At 45.4% G+C, this 15,301-nt stretch carries 11 protein-coding genes; 3 read left to right on the forward strand and 8 right to left on the reverse strand.

All coding sequences use genetic code 11. The features are described from left to right. Positions 1-131: 131 nt before the first annotated feature. The 6 genes from AC58QM_RS13325 to AC58QM_RS13350 form a co-directional block, all read right to left on the reverse strand. Complete coding sequence (locus AC58QM_RS13325; RefSeq protein WP_497284655.1) at positions 132-1,736, reverse strand: extracellular solute-binding protein; 1,605 nt, start codon at positions 1,734-1,736, stop codon at positions 132-134. 56 nt (positions 1,737-1,792) lie between these two features. Next, positions 1,793-2,689, reverse strand: a complete 897-nt coding sequence (locus AC58QM_RS13330; RefSeq protein ID WP_497284657.1) for a carbohydrate ABC transporter permease — start codon at positions 2,687-2,689, stop codon at positions 1,793-1,795. A gap of 3 nt (positions 2,690-2,692) precedes the next feature. Next, entirely contained in the window at positions 2,693-3,670 is a 978-nt protein-coding gene (locus AC58QM_RS13335) for an ABC transporter permease (RefSeq protein WP_497284659.1), read from the reverse strand. A gap of 243 nt (positions 3,671-3,913) precedes the next feature. Continuing rightward, positions 3,914-5,479, reverse strand: a complete 1,566-nt coding sequence (locus AC58QM_RS13340) for a DUF3502 domain-containing protein (protein ID WP_497284661.1) — start codon at positions 5,477-5,479, stop codon at positions 3,914-3,916. Between the two features lie 145 nt (positions 5,480-5,624). Further along, entirely contained in the window at positions 5,625-6,512 is an 888-nt protein-coding gene (locus AC58QM_RS13345; protein ID WP_497284663.1) for a carbohydrate ABC transporter permease, read from the reverse strand. A gap of 14 nt (positions 6,513-6,526) precedes the next feature. Next, positions 6,527-7,456: an ABC transporter permease gene (locus AC58QM_RS13350; RefSeq protein WP_497284665.1), complete on the reverse strand. Its 930-nt coding sequence runs from the start codon at positions 7,454-7,456 to the stop codon at positions 6,527-6,529. A gap of 333 nt (positions 7,457-7,789) precedes the next feature. Between AC58QM_RS13350 and AC58QM_RS13355 the strand changes: the two genes are divergently transcribed. Both AC58QM_RS13355 and AC58QM_RS13360 read left to right on the forward strand, forming a co-directional pair. After that, positions 7,790-8,680: an ATP-binding cassette domain-containing protein gene (locus AC58QM_RS13355; protein WP_497284666.1), complete on the forward strand. Its 891-nt coding sequence runs from the start codon at positions 7,790-7,792 to the stop codon at positions 8,678-8,680. A 32-nt stretch (positions 8,681-8,712) separates the two neighbouring features. Beyond that, positions 8,713-9,522 carry an ABC transporter permease gene (locus AC58QM_RS13360; RefSeq protein WP_497285294.1) on the forward strand — a complete coding sequence of 270 codons (810 nt, stop codon included), beginning with the start codon at positions 8,713-8,715 and terminating at the stop codon, positions 9,520-9,522. A 771-nt stretch (positions 9,523-10,293) separates the two neighbouring features. On the opposite strand, the gene AC58QM_RS13365 is transcribed toward AC58QM_RS13360, so the two are convergent. Next, positions 10,294-11,082: a TetR/AcrR family transcriptional regulator gene (locus AC58QM_RS13365; protein ID WP_497284668.1), complete on the reverse strand. Its 789-nt coding sequence runs from the start codon at positions 11,080-11,082 to the stop codon at positions 10,294-10,296. Between the two features lie 218 nt (positions 11,083-11,300). Between AC58QM_RS13365 and AC58QM_RS13370 the strand changes: the two genes are divergently transcribed. Continuing rightward, positions 11,301-12,758: an esterase-like activity of phytase family protein gene (locus tag AC58QM_RS13370; protein WP_497284670.1), complete on the forward strand. Its 1,458-nt coding sequence runs from the start codon at positions 11,301-11,303 to the stop codon at positions 12,756-12,758. A gap of 62 nt (positions 12,759-12,820) precedes the next feature. On the opposite strand, the gene AC58QM_RS13375 is transcribed toward AC58QM_RS13370, so the two are convergent. Then, the gene (locus AC58QM_RS13375) at positions 12,821-15,184 is read right to left on the reverse strand and encodes a helix-turn-helix domain-containing protein (RefSeq protein WP_497284672.1); all 2,364 of its coding nucleotides are present in this window, start codon (positions 15,182-15,184) and stop codon (positions 12,821-12,823) included. Between the last annotated feature and the right edge of the window lie 117 nt (positions 15,185-15,301).

Below are 15,301 nucleotides of genomic sequence, written 5' to 3' on the forward strand. Positions count from 1 at the left end.
CCATTCAACATAAAAAAAGCATTTCGAGCAGAGATAAATCCCTGCTGCAAAATGCTTAATAACCAGTAAATGAATTCAGATGATTCTGAGTTGTTAATGACGCATAATACCCTAGACTATACGTGGATTATTTATTTCAAAAACTCTTTGTTCTTCTCATACCATTCTTGAGCCAGCTTCTCCACATTTTCCCCACCAAGCCGCTTCCATTCTTTGCGAGCTTCTTCCATCGCAGATTCAGGAGTTGAAGCATTGCCGCCTGTTACGGCTTTCACCTCAATCTGCGTTGCAATCGGATGGAATGTTGCGATTAACTGACTGACTTCAGGAAGATCCGGATTAAAGGCAATGTCTCTACGATATTTATTTTTGAGAGCCACATTCAGTGATTGCGTCTTTATTTTGGCATATTCTTGGGATACAGCATCTTGTGCAGCCATGACCGGGAACCACTCAGGTACTAAGCTAAAATCAGATACGATTGCGTACTCATACGCGTAAGATACTTCCTTACGGGATTTATCAGCATTCAGTACTTGAGGAATCTTCCCATCCTGCAGTTTGTAATGAACGTTTTCCTCCCCGTACTTCAGTGACATATCCCCTTTTTCCATCATCCAATCTAGAAATTTAATAGCTGTTTCAATTTTATCTTCCTTCATCTTGCTGTTAAAAGCGACAAGAATATTCGCCGGCAGCTCCTGATACAACCCATTTTTCCCATATTTACTAGCTACCGGCTCTAACGGAACCATCTTCGCATCCGGCACATTTTTCTTTAGATCTATAAATTCATTTTGCATATTCCAAGAACTCATATAAATACCTGATTTGCCCGTCGTCCACAATTGACGTGCTCGCTGGAAGTTGCTATCCGTAATATATTCTTTATCCAACAAACCTTGGTCGAATAACGCTTTCTGATAAGCGATGGAATCCTTGTATCGATCCAACGTTCTGCCAAATTTCATTTTGCCATCTTCCAAATACCATTGATTCTCATTCACCTGAAAGAAAGCTCTAATAATTTGCACAGCATTACCATTGAACGCAATAGGTACGGTATCTGCTTTACCATTGCCGTCAGGGTCCGCATCTTTGAATTTTTTTGCCACTTCAATTAATTCTTCCGTTGTCGTTGGTGCCTTTAATCCGAGTTTATCCAACCAATCCTGCCGAATCCACATCGCATGGTTGGCAATACCATCGATACTTCTGCTGCTGGTAATGGCATACATTTTACCATTAATGGTCATGGCAGATTTCAGTTCAGGATGTTCTTGCAGATACTTCTTCAAAGTCGTACTGTACTTCTCAATGTAGCTGTCAATGGGCTGAATGGCACCTTGGTTAGCTAATTGGGCAATATAGTTGCGATCATACTCCCAGATGAGATCTGGTGCACTGCCAGAAGCAACCAGGGTGCTTAACTTCTGTTGAGCCTGCGCTCGAGGAACTGGAACCCAACTCACTTTGGCAGGGGAATTTTCATTGATCCATTTCGTCCATCGGTTATCTTCATAGCTGCCTTCTTCTGCGGCTACGGTACCTCTATCAAAAGTGGAAATGCTGATTTCTTTCTTCGGTCCTACCGGTGTTGCCGCAGCTGGTGCACTGCCTTGTGGTGCAGTCGAGCTGCTTTCAGTCGTTGCCGTATTTGAGCTACAGGCAGCCAGTACCGCCAAAGACAAGCTTGCAGCAAGAACTGGTTTCCAAACATGATTAGACTTCTTCAATGAATTCATCCCCTTATAGTTTGTTATCTATACCAAGGGCTATGTGCCCCATGATATCAGCCTTTAACCGATCCAATCAAGACTCCTTTGACGAAATGTTTCTGAAGGAAGGGATAGACAATCAGAATTGGCGTAACTGCGATGACGATAGCAGCCGCTTTGATGCCTTCTGGCGTTAGGACTACATTAGCTACGCCCTCACTTCCAGAAACATTGTCGAGCAGACTCTGATCCACCTGCAGAATCATTTGGTAGAGCTTGAGCGTCAGCGTCTGCATGGTCGTTTTAGTCACATACAGCAATACGTTGAAATACGAGTTCCACCAGCCGACCGCATAAAAGAGGGAAAGCGCAGCTAAAATCGGCTTGCATAAAGGTACGATGATTTGAATCAAAATTCGCCAATCACCTGCGCCGTCGATAGCCGCAGACTCCTCAACTTCCTCGGGTAAGCCCTCCATGAATGTTTTCATCACGAACATGTTATACGTACTTATTAAAGCAGGCAGCCATAATGCCCAGTACGTATCCATAAGACCTAAGGATTTTACGAGTATAAAATTCGGAATTACACCTGAAACGAACAACATCGTAAATGTGATGAACATGAGGATGGACGTGCGTCCCATCAGTCTTCGTCTAGAAAGCGGATACGCGGCCAATAAAGTAAGGGCCATATTGAGGGCTGTTCCCACAACGGTTACCAGCACCGTGTTGCGCATGGCTACAAAGAGCTGTCCATCCTGGAAAAGCCGCTGGTAGGCTTCCGTATTGAATTCAATGGGCCATAAGGACACCTCACCTGCTGTAATGGCTCTACTGCTGCTGAAAGAAGCTGCGATCTCATACCAAAAGGGGTATAACGCAATTAGTGAACAGATCGCAAGCACTGTGTAATTCGCCGCTGTTCCCAAACGAGTGAAGAATGGTTGATTGCTATTGAAGGTTTTCATCGATTACCAAAGCCCCCTTTCTCCGAAAACTCGGGTTAATCGATTCACACCCACGACTAGAATCAAACCAACCGCGGATTGGAACAAACCTAATGCTGTCGTATAGCTATAGTTCATATTTTGTAAGCCCACACGATACACATAAGTGCTGATGACATCCGCTACATCCAATACAGACATATTCTGGAGCACCAACGTCTGCTCGAGACCCACATCCATCATGTGCCCCATCCGAAGAACGAGTAAAATAGCAATTGTGCTGCGAATTCCGGGTAACGTAATGTGCCAAATCTGACGCAGTTTCGATGCCCCATCCATCTTCGCTGCTTCATACTGCTGAGGATCAATGGATGCCATTGCTGCTAGATATAAAATAGTTCCCCATCCCGCTTCACGCCAAATACCGGATAAGGTATATGCGATTGGCCACCAGCCGGAACTGGCCATGAAGTAGATCGGCTCGATGCCAAACACCTTCGTCAGCACCAAATTCACAACCCCTGTGCTTGGGGAAAGCATAGCTATAAAGATACCCCCTAGAACAACCCATGAGATAAAATGAGGTAAGTAGAGCAGATTCTGCACAGTCCTTTTATACCACTCTTTGCGAACTTCATTGAGGAGAAGCGCAAGAAGAATAGGTATCGGGAATCCTAATACAAGACTGTAGACATTGAGCAGCAAGGTATTCCTGAGAACTCTCCAAAAATCAATACTTTGGAATAAGCTAGAGAAGTGTTTGAACCCCACCCATTCACTTCCAAAAATACCATCTGCAAAACGATAATCCTTAAAAGCAATAATTTCGCCAGCCATCGGAGCGTATTTAAATAACAGATAAAATCCGATCACAGGCAGTAGCATCAGATACAGATGTCGATCCCGTATCAGTCGATTTCTGAATGTGGATGGCGTCGGTTTGGTCCATATTGGCTTCCGTTGGATTCTACCTGTATGGAAACCGGTCGTTCTTTCCTCCATGTTGTGTTCACCCTTTCGAAATTGAGCCTGCTGTTGTGCTGGCGATTCGATCGTATCCTGCGGTGAAGAGAATGGAAATAGACATGTTTTGTTCAGTTGACCTTTCTTACAAAACATCCTGTTACCTTTCTTACACATGGTTCATTTTGTTAAGGTGACAACCACACGATATACAAAAAAGCAGCCTCCCCTAATGGGGAGACTGCTTTTCTAAATGAAGAGAAGCGACATTTCATTCATTGCTTACTTCGAAGCTTTCCAAGCATCGATTTGTTTCTGCATGTCCGCCAAAATGTTGTCCAAGCCTGCTTTCTTCAGCTTCGCATTCATCACTGGCAGTGTTGTGTCTGGGTCAGCAATCCCCGTAATCAATCCCGCATAGAATTCATCCACGACGGATGCAGTTTGTGCCAATTCACTTTTCACGTTACTTGGGTCAAAGGAGAAGCCGAGAATTTTGGATGGAATCGCTGCAGCATTCTTATCCGGACCTGCTGGAAACCATTTCGGCTGTGTTGCACTGGTACGGTACGAATTGAACATGTTGCCGTACTCCCAACCGGAATCTACCCAGTAGCCGGCATTGTCCATCTTTTTGATCAAACCATCGGAAACCTTCGTATAATGCTTACCTTCAATCCCATAGCTCATCAGATTAAACAGTTCCGCATTCGAGTACATCAAATTGTAGAACATCATCGCTCTAGCTGGATCTTTGGATGTGCGAGAGATGGCCGTCATGGTCGCAATAATGGAGCCTGTGCTCATGTAGGGCTTCGAGAACTCGATCGCTGCTACATTCGCTGCGTCACCACCACCAAATTTTTGCGCCTGGTTAGCTGCTGTATCTGGATTGATCACCGTGAACGTGGAGGAGACGTATTTTCCTGCCAGTTCATCCGAGTTCGTATCTTTGATCGTTGCTGCGTCTTTACGAATAATCCCTTTGGAATACCATTCACGCATTTGTTTCAAAAAGGCCGTAAACTCCTTCGTTTCATACAAATTCACGACTTTGGAAGACGCATCATCGATACGAACAACCCCTGGGTTCTTCTGTGAAAAGTATTCAAGACCGATGGCGCTGCCGTAGTTCCCCATGACATCCATATCACCTTTTAAGCTGAACGGATATTTGTCCGGTTCCGACGCTTTTACTTTTTCGAAAAATGGTGTCAAATCGCCCAATGTCTTAAACTGATCGGCTTTATAGCCATATTTGTCCAATGTAGTTTTATTAATTAGTACACCCGGTGTACGAGCCAAAACTTGCGTGTTGATGATACCGTACAGCTTGCCTTTCACTTTCGCCGCATCCCAAGCTGATGGTGGAACTTGCTTTAGAATGTCGGGTCCATATTTCGGTAACAGCTCCGTAATGTCGAGGAATGCTCCCTTATTTACGTTTTGCAGGTAGTCATTTGTCCAGTTGGATGTGAAAATAAGATCTGCTTTCTCGCCAGAAGCTGCAATCGCTTGCATTTTCTGATCGTACGTACCCCAATCGACCAATTGGATGTTCAATGTTGCGTTGATTTTCTCTTTGGTAATTTTGCTCATCGCATCTTGAACCAACTTCGCATCAGGGAACACGCTTTGCGGCAAATACCAAGTAATTTCATATGGTTTAAGCTCTGTTGTTGCTGGCGCCGACGCAGCCGTCGTTGCCGCTGGAGATGCAGGTGCAAGGCTGGCTGCTGGGGACGGTGAAGAACTATTCGTGTTAGAACCGCAAGCACTGAGCAGCATGGATAGGGACACACAGCTTACAATAACGGGAGCTAACGCTTTGATTGATCTATTTTTCATATCATCGAACCCTCCTGATTTCATGGTCAACATGGTACTAAGAAAGAGTACTAAGTAAAAATACTAAGAAAGCATACTCAGAAAGACATGTATTATCATCCGATCCGGATTCGGATTGACAAACGTTTTGAAGCCATACATTCAGTTAGCCTTTAACAGCACCAACTGTCAATCCTTTGATCAAGTATTTCTGAAAGAAAGGGAAAGCGAACAACATCGGGCCTGCGGCCAAAATAGCAATGCCCATTCGGGATGATTCAGCTGGAATCGCACTCATATCAATGCTGATGCCTGCTTGCATATTTTTCGTCAAAAACTCGATATTAGACATGATTCGCTGCAAGTAGTATTGAAGCGGAATCAGATTCTCATTTTGAATGTACAGCATAGCAAGCCACCAATCATTCCAGTAAGCCAGAGCATAGAACAAACCTACTGTCGCTAGGGCTGGTTTCGAAAGTGGAAGAACAATTCGCACAAAAGTGCTCAGTTCGGAAGATCCATCGATTTTGGCAGACTCAATAATTTCAAAAGGTAACCCATCCATAAAACCCTTCATGAGCATCGTAAACCAAGCGCTGACCCCATACGGAAGAATTAAGGCCCAAATCGTATCCTGCAGGTGCAACACACTGGTCATCACGATATAAGAAGGAACCAATCCCGCATTAAAGAGTAACGTGAAGAAGACGAAGTATCCTGTTATACGGCTATACCGATAATCCTTCCGCGTCATGATATAGGCCAGAGAAGAAGTGAGTATCAAGCTTAATACGGTTCCTACGACCGTTACAAAAATCGTCACCATGTAGGATTGCAGTAGCGCTTTTGGCGTTTGAAAAATATACGAATACGCGACAAACGTAATACGCTCGGGGATCAGTTGGTAACCAAATTTTGCTATGTCCCCATCGAAGGAGAGGGAGACCGAAATGACGTACAGCATCGGATAGATGAACAAGATGGATAAAACGATAAAGAATAGAATGATCAGCGGGTTATTTTCTGACTTTTGCTTAATAGATGAATGCACCTCCACCCTCCTCCTTAGAACAACGCATGATCTTTACTAAATTTTCTGACGAGTATGTTCGTCGTTACGACTAGAACTAGACCAACAACCGCTTGGTACAAGCTAGCTGCGGAGGCCATGCCCAAGTCACCAACAACCCGTAATGAGCGAAACACATACGTATCCACGACATCTGTCGTTGGGTATAACATCCCTGCATCTCGGGGCACGAAGTAGAATAATCCGAAGTCCGAGTAGAAAATACGGCCCACATTGAGCATGAACAGCATTGTTATCAGTGGCAAAATGAGCGGGATCGAGATCTTCCGAATTTGCTGCAATCGCGAAGCTCCATCTATAGAAGCAGCCTCATAATAACTGTTGTCGATGGACAGCAGACCCGTGAAGAAGATGATGGCGGTGTAGCCGACATTTTTCCATAAGTAGGTGAGTGTTAAAATGAGGGGCCAATACCCCGGCTTGCTATACCAGTCGATCGGGGTGAGATGGAGCTGCTCCAACGTTTTATTGATCACACCGAAGGATGGATTTAGCAGAATGTAGCTGACGAAACCGACGACGACCCACGAAAGAAAATAAGGGAAGAACAAGATCGTCTGAAACAGCTTCACCCATCTCCGGCCCAATTCAGCCAGTAATAATCCAATAACTAATGCGCAGGACATCCCCACTACGATAAACAATCCATTTAATAGCAGCGTGTTTCGTGTAATCCTAAATGCATCTTGCGAGTTGAAGAAAAACTTGAAGTTATGCAGCCCTACCCAATCGCTTCCCCAAATGCCTTTGGCGTAGTTGATATCTTTGAATGCGATCACGATACCGTACATAGGTAAGTAGTAAAAGGTAAACACCACAATGACGGCCGGCAATCCGATTAAAAACAAACTTTTTGCCCTCCAGAAATGCTTCGATTCTTTGCGTATTGCTGAGAAGATTCCCAAGTACGCTGCCTCCTTCTGTCTGTGTTACGTTGCGTCCTCTTTGCGATTTCATCATACGAAAGTAGGGAGCGAATTGAATACTGCTCATTTTTGCTGTGGTTAAAATGTACTGTAAGATTCGAAAATCGGATGGATTTTCACTGTACTTTTTTGTGATGAAAGTGGTGAAATCCCTTATATATTGCGGGTTTTGGCGGGTTGAAGATGGTGTATGAGGGCGAGTGAATGAGACGCACGGCTGAGTGCAATATCGGTCTTGAGAATGATCATAAATAACTGAGTATGTAATACACTGTTTATATGATCCACAATTCAAAGGACGGGGGCAATTGGATGACTATGAATTCTATTGAAGTAAGTGGCTTGCGTAAATGCTTTGGCAACCAAACCGTATTGGATGGCATTGATTTAAAGGTGGGAAAAGGATCTATATTTGCGTTGCTCGGGCCAAATGGTGCAGGAAAAACAACGTTGATAAACATTCTATCAACGTTATCGGAACCGGATGCGGGCTATGCACGAATCGAAGGGTATGATGTCATCGCTGACCGTAAGATCGTACGGGGATCGATCTCGCTCACGGGGCAATTCGCGGCAGTGGATGAGGTGTTAACGGGCCTCGAGAATATCATCATGATGTGCCGACTAGCTGGCTTATCTGCGGATGAATCCCGCGCCCGTGCAGCGGAACTGCTCCAGCAATTCGATCTGGAAGCCGCAGCTGGCAAGCGTGTGAAATCCTACTCTGGCGGCATGCGCCGCAGATTGGATCTGGCCGTTAGCCTTGTCGTTAGTCGTCCCGTGCTTTTTCTCGACGAGCCGACGACGGGTCTAGATACGGTCAGCCGCCGATCCCTGTGGGAGACTATTCTCCAGTTGAAGCAGCAAGGCATGACGATACTGTTGACGACGCAATATTTGGAAGAAGCTGATCAACTTGCAGATGAAATTGCTGTGCTGAATCATGGACGCATCGTTGCATCCGGCTCTGCTGAAGCTTTGAAAGCACGTGTCGGCGGCGAAGTCATCGAGCTCCGGAATGTGTTGGACGAAGTCATTCTATCCATTCCGACCAGCGGCACTGTTCAGGATGTCAGCCAAACGTTGAACGAGATCGCGGGCTCGTGCCCACCAGGTACACGCATCTCCATTCGCAAGCCAAGCATGGACGATGTCTTCTTAGCGTTGACGACACCTAACTACAAGGAGGCCTCCCTCGTATGAATGATTTCCAAGCGCTGAAGAACGTACAACCGATGAACTCGGCTCCACTTTTGAATAAGAGCAGTCTACAAGCTACGCCAAAGCCTGCTTCTTTCGCAGCAACCAACGCCGTCTTCGTCGGACGCAGTATCCGTCACAGCTTGCGCAACATCGAGTCGCTGATGATGGCCATCATGCTACCTATCATGCTCATGCTGCTGTTTACCTATATATTCGGCGGTGCTATTGATTCTAGCGGCAATTATGTGAACTATGTTGTACCCGGCATCATTCTCTTATGTGCAGGCTTCGGTTCATCCAGCACCGCTGTTGATGTGGCAACCGACATGACCAACGGCATTATTAACCGTTTCCGAACGATGCCGATTAGCAGCATCAGCGTCATTACCGGTCATGTCGCCGCAAGCCTTGCTCGTAATTTGCTCGCTACTTGTTTGGTCATTGGCGTTGCTCTGCTCGTTGGTTTTCGTCCAAACGCGACATTCATCGAATGGCTTGGAGCTATTGGCATCATCATCTTGTTCATTCTAACCTTTACCTGGCTGTTCGCGGCGATTGGCCTCGTCACTGGCAGCCCTTCCGCTGCCAGCGGCTACGGCTTTGCCCTGCTGTTCCTTCCTTATCTGTCCAGCGCATTCGTCCCAACGAATACCATGCCTTCTTGGATGCAAGGTTTTGCGAACCATCAGCCAATTACACCGGTTATTGAGACGATTCGCGGACTGCTCATGGGTACACCGGTGCTGAATAACGCTTGGTGGGCCGTCGGTTGGTGCGTCGCTTTGCTGGTGATAGCGATTAGTTGGTGTATTCTGGCGTTTCGTAAGAATGGCGGGAAGTGAGGGGAGCCTTCGCTTGGGGGAATCAGCATACAGTGTTGAGATAGATAGCGTTATGCCATCATCTTATCTCGCAGAAAAACTCGGATAGCCCGCGTTTAACGGTATGGCATAACGTTATTCTCCTTCAACTAGCTCATTTTCTGCTAAAAAGGTGGAATAGCGTTATCCCATCATCCTATTTCCCTTGAAAATGGTCTGTGGATGCAAATAACGTTATCGCATAACGCTATACACAGAAATAGCCTTCCACCCAAACAAACAGCGCCTCGGCTTTGCCGGGGCGCTGTTTGTTTTTGATAAAGGTACCTATTACCTCAGGCGCTAAGTGGGGGCCCTCGTTTCCCCAAACTACTCTCAACACCACAACTTAACTGGAAATTGTACAGCTATTTCAGAGCATTCCAACTGAAAATTAGAATTAGATGGAAAATATGTAGCTAATTCTCCCCCAAAAGAGCGTATTGGCAAATTTCCTCGAAATTAGCTGTACAAAATCCATCTATTCTTCATTTGTATCGATTTCACGAAGAATTAACTACAGGAAATCCATCTATTCACATAAAAGAGCAACCAAACAGGCTTTGGGGTGAGGTGGGGTTGGGTTGGGGTTGGGGTTGGGGTTGGGGTTGGGGTTGGGGTTGGGGTTGGGGTTGGCTTTGGCTTTGGCTTTGGCTTTGGGTTGGCTTTGGCTTTGGCTTTGGCATTGGCGTTGGGGTTGGCTTTGCCTTTGCCTTTGGCTTTGGCATTGGTTTTAGGGTCGGGGTCGAGGGACTATTCCCCCTGCCCCACTCCCTTCTCCCGCAAATAATGCGCAATCCCATCCAAGATTCGCTCGAGTCCGAAGGCCAGATCGTTGCCGATCGGATTCTCCGCCTCATCCGTGTAAGCACCCGCCATTAAGATGGGATGGAGATTGGGAAAACGATCCGGCTTCACCAGCTGTTTGAGTGCTGCCCCATAATTGACGCCGCTAAATGTCTCCGGGCTCGCACCATCACGGATAGCCTTATCCATGTCGCGCGCGATCAGACCGCATGCTCTAGAATAGCTGCTAACGAGCAATAGAAATGACATTTTCTCAAAATCATTCAGTGGAAAATCCCGCATGATTCTCAACATCCAGTCGATGACCTGCAGATTATTGGGCGCGAGTGGCACGCTCGTAATCGGAATATCCCCATACCACGCATGTTTGCGGAACACATCTACGCATGCCCAGACGTATTCCCCCATCTCTTCGCGCCACGGCTTTCCTGGCACCTCCGGTGGAATGGGGATATCACAGACTGCATCCTGCATCAGTACGAGCAAGTCTTCTTTGCTTGTGATGTAGCGATAGAGCGACATCGTCGTGTACCCCAACGATTGGGCCACTCTGCTCATGGACACCGCCGCAAGTCCATCGTTATCAGCAATGTCTATCGCCGCATCAACGATTTTTTTGATGCTAAGTTCACCTTTTGGCCCTCTGCGGGACGGCTTAATAATTCCCCAACTAAGCGCTACACCTGATGGTAAGCTCTGTATGATTTCATCATCGATCTCGTCGCCGATTTCCATGTTGCTCAATCCTCCATTATCCTTGCAGTTCCGAAAATGTATATATCATATACAGTATATCACAATCGTATCTGGATAGATGAGTGGAAGCAACTTCAGATGACGATCTAAAAATTTACAATTCCGTAATATTCAATTTACACGACCCTTACATTGTTTTGCTATAACTAAGAAGTCAAAGATAAATGCGGACAATAGCGAGGGGAGAATGACTACAAATGAAACGTAAATGGATCGTATTAACTTCTTTACTGCTTGCTCTTCCGGTGGCAGTTTCGGGAACAGTAACGGCTCAGCAAGTAAGTGGGGAAACTTCCGAGAATGTCGTGTACTCGAGTAATGGACAAGTAATTAAGCCATCTGCACCTGCTGTCAATTTGGAAGGCAGCTTATACATGCCAGTTCGTGCGCTTTCTGAATCTTTGGGTAAATATGTCGATTGGGATGAGTTCCGCAGCAGTGTGTCCTTAACGGACAAGCCTGTTTTGACTGGTAAATACGAACTTAAGGCCCCAAATCTTGCAGAAGGTATCAAAATGGGAGTTGGTTCATCCTTAACGCACATTCCAGGCGACCCTGATAATGTTTTCTATACAACGGCTGATCGCGGGCCAAACGGTCAACCTACGATCAACGGTAAAACAGTGCGTACCTTCCCACTGCCAGACTATACACCAACGATTTATAAAATCGAAGTAAGTAAGGGCGAAATCAATATTTTAGACAAGTTCCCTTTGAAGCTGTCAGGTACTGACCCTGTATCAGGTAAAGTTACGATTACTGGACTGCCAAATATTAAAGGGCGCGATGAAGAGCCGTATGATGCAAAAGGCGAGAAAGTGTTAGCTTACGACCCGTACGGACTTGATATCGAAGGCTTGGCTTATAATCCGAAGGATGATACTTTCTGGATTTCTGATGAATACGGCCCGTCCATTGTTCATGTGAAACGTGACGGTACAATCATTGAGCGTATTGTGCCTAAAGGTTGGGCAAGCCAGGCATCCGCTCCGCTTGTGCCATCCCGTGAGACACTGCCAGACGTGTACAACAAACTTCGCCAGAACCGTGGAGCTGAAGCTGTTGGCATTACGCCTGATGGCAAATATATGTTCATGGCTATGCAGAATGCGCTTCGCAATCCAGATAAAGCCATGGACAATTCCCGTCAAGTTCGCATTATTAAGTTTGACCTAGCGACACTTAACCCTGTTGGTGAGTTTGTATACGTCCTAGAAGATGCGAAGCAATTTAAAGATCTAGCTCAAGGAGATATCGTTATCTCTGATATGGTTGTCGTGAACGAGAACACGCTGTTAATCGATGAGCGGGATAAATTCTCTGGCGATAAAGCACAATTGAAGCGCATTTATGCCATTGACCTTTCAACGGCTACTAACATTAGTGGCAAATACGACAGTGCGACAGCCGCAGGTAAAACGCTTGAGCAAATGACGATTGCAGATTTGAAAGCGAATGGAATCTTGCCTACGACGAAACGTACGGTTCTGGATGCAGTTGCCTTCAAGTTCCCTTATGAAAAAATTGAAGGTGTTTCGCTTATTAATGGTGATACACTTGCTATCACGAACGATAACGATTTCGGCATTGATAGCACGACGCCAGAAAATGGAACACTTCTTTGGACGTTTAAACTGCCGTACACAATTAAATAGGCACACATCAAACAGACCCGGAAGTCCATCATGGACAACTGGGTCTGTTTATTTTTTCTATATCAACGCATACGCTTCGCCATATACTCTCTTGGTGTCATCCCGAACTTAGCTTTGAACAATTTATAAAAGTAACTCTCATTCTCAACGCCCACTCGCTGCATGATCTCCTGGATGCTCAGCTTCGAATTCTCCATCCATTCCACCGCTTTATGAAGCTTGACCTGATTAATATATTCGGGGATCGACATCCCGAGGTGAATCTTGGCTATTTTGCTCAACTTGTAAGCAGGTAGTCTCATCATGTCAGAAATACTTGCAGCAGAAAGAGATGAGTCGAAGTAGTTGGAATCGATGATCTCCTTAATCGTATCAGCGACAACTTGATTGCCTTGGATGCCCTTTTCTTCACCCTCACTATGAATGGCGCGTACAGCTTCCAACAAGAGCCCTTCGAATTGTTCAATCGTTTCCTCCTCATACAGCTCACGGCTCATGAGTCTTGCTGGAACAGCAATTGGCTCCTTACTCGTACGGTTCATCTCAAAAATCGTCATCTTCAAATGGTGAACGACCTGCATGCTGACCAACATGATGCTGCCATAGTCCAATTGGCGGATCTGACTGAACAATTCACGCAGTCTTTCTTCTGTTTTGACTGCATGCCCCTTAGGCACTGCATCTGTAAATTTACTGACCATGCCCAACACATGCTCAATGTCTACATTTTCTATATTTGCATCGATATGTGCTTGTGAAATCACAGATTTCGTTCCAAATACATACCGGTAGGAGCTATTAGCTAAGGTTTCGTTATAGGCGGCAGCAATTGCTGTATACTCGGAAATGATAGTGCTGACGGTTGCCGTGAATGTGATATGGTAATGCTTCTCCATGTAGTTCTGCGCTTCCCGTATCGCTTGTTCCACTTGTTCCACGGCGTTCTCTTGGCTATCTGCGGTGTTCAAAAGGATCGTGAACGAGTCATCTTTCATATCCACGGTTTGGGCGACACTTATCTGGGATAAAGCATCCGTCGTGACATTAGCGATCGCGAAGCGCAGCAACTCCCGTTCTGCTAGGCTCTTGTGGCTTAGGAACTTTTTGTACTCATCTATGCGGAGAACACAAATGATGAAAGGTTTATCTTTGGTTAAGGTATCATTCAACTGCCTCAATACGTCTTCAAATTCAGCTGCATTCATGCTGTAGCTATCGGCCATTAGCTTTTTCAAAAAGTAAATCTTCATAATGCTCGTATTATTGTTCTTCTCGAGGTTGTACTCATAGAGCTGTTCTCGCGACTTCTGATACACCTCGGTCAAATAGGAAAATTCGTCTTTCACACCAGGCTTCAGGAAGCCCTCTTTGCCAGCTCCTCCGGGCGATGTCTGTTCTATTAACCTTCTCACCGGCTTATAAATACCTCGAGAAACCGATAACGTTAACAGCAGCGCACCTACAAAAACAGCTCCCGTGATGATCACAATCGTATCCATCAACTGCTTCAGATTAGCGTACACTTCTTTGTACGGCTTCGCTTCCAACAGGGTCCATCCCGTTTTTTCCAAATAGATATAAGACACGATGAGCTTGTCACCATTCACTTCAGTTTCGTAAAATCCAGCCGACTCTCCCGCATGCACCCGCTCTTGGGAAACCGACGTTTCGAAGGCTCGCTTGATTGTTACCGCCGAAGGATTTTCAGCGATCATCTGGTTAGTATCGGTCTCTATGAACTGATTCTTGTTGTCTAAAATGTATAAATCGCTTTGCGTGCGCGCATCAAACTGGTTAATCGTTCGAATGTTATCGACGAGCCAATCTAATTTCACATTGAGAATGATGGCTCCGTCCATTACCCCTTTTGCATCTACATTTTCAAACATGACATAACTCAATACAGTATCGTAGATAGGGCTCGCGGTAGTGCCTCCGGTTTGCATTTTCCGCACAATCGCCTTTAACGGGATAACCGGAGCGTTCTGTGCAAGAACCTTATCTAACTCGGCATCCTTATGGTACAACTCACCGAATGTGGAGTAGTACATTTTCTTATGGTTGTTATAGACATAAACGGATTGAACGAACGGATAGTTAGCGACCACCGTCGCATTCAATTTGTTAATCGTATTCATATGATCATACGTCTCTTCATCATTCAAATACATAAGTGCCTTCACATCATTATTGCCGTATGTAGAAAATGTCAGTTTACTAATCATCGTGTCCAAATAATCGATATTGTACTTCATTTGAGACAGGAGCTTTTGGCTTCCCTCGTATTCGCTTTGGAACATATTTTTCTCCACATTCACATAGATCAGGCTTGAAAATGGAAGTAAAATGAGCAGGATCATGCAGTTGATCCATAGAAAAATGCGCAGCAAATATTTCTTCTCCCGAACGATTCGCCAAAGTTTCATGCCAGTTCCCCCGTCTCTATCTCTCAATAACTCACTCACTCTGCACGAATATATCTCTCTTATTATAACGCTTTCAACACAAACAGTCCCTACTGATTTGTATTGTAGGGACTTCTT

This window comes from Paenibacillus sp. J22P165 (genome assembly GCF_059692015.1).

Excerpts from the sequence above, each read along its gene's own strand:
- AC58QM_RS13330 (WP_497284657.1), bottom strand. The coding sequence starts at position 2,689 with ATGAAAACCTTCAATAGCAATCAACCATTCTTCACTCGTTTGGGAACA.
- AC58QM_RS13335 (WP_497284659.1), bottom strand. The coding sequence starts at position 3,670 with ATGGAGGAAAGAACGACCGGTTTCCATACAGGTAGAATCCAACGGAAG.
- AC58QM_RS13340 (WP_497284661.1), bottom strand. The coding sequence starts at position 5,479 with ATGAAAAATAGATCAATCAAAGCGTTAGCTCCCGTTATTGTAAGCTGT.
- AC58QM_RS13355 (WP_497284666.1), top strand. The coding sequence starts at position 7,790 with ATGACTATGAATTCTATTGAAGTAAGTGGCTTGCGTAAATGCTTTGGC.
- AC58QM_RS13360 (WP_497285294.1), top strand. The coding sequence starts at position 8,713 with ATGAACTCGGCTCCACTTTTGAATAAGAGCAGTCTACAAGCTACGCCA.
- AC58QM_RS13365 (WP_497284668.1), bottom strand. The coding sequence starts at position 11,082 with ATGGAAATCGGCGACGAGATCGATGATGAAATCATACAGAGCTTACCA.
- AC58QM_RS13370 (WP_497284670.1), top strand. The coding sequence starts at position 11,301 with ATGAAACGTAAATGGATCGTATTAACTTCTTTACTGCTTGCTCTTCCG.
- AC58QM_RS13375 (WP_497284672.1), bottom strand. The coding sequence starts at position 15,184 with ATGAAACTTTGGCGAATCGTTCGGGAGAAGAAATATTTGCTGCGCATT.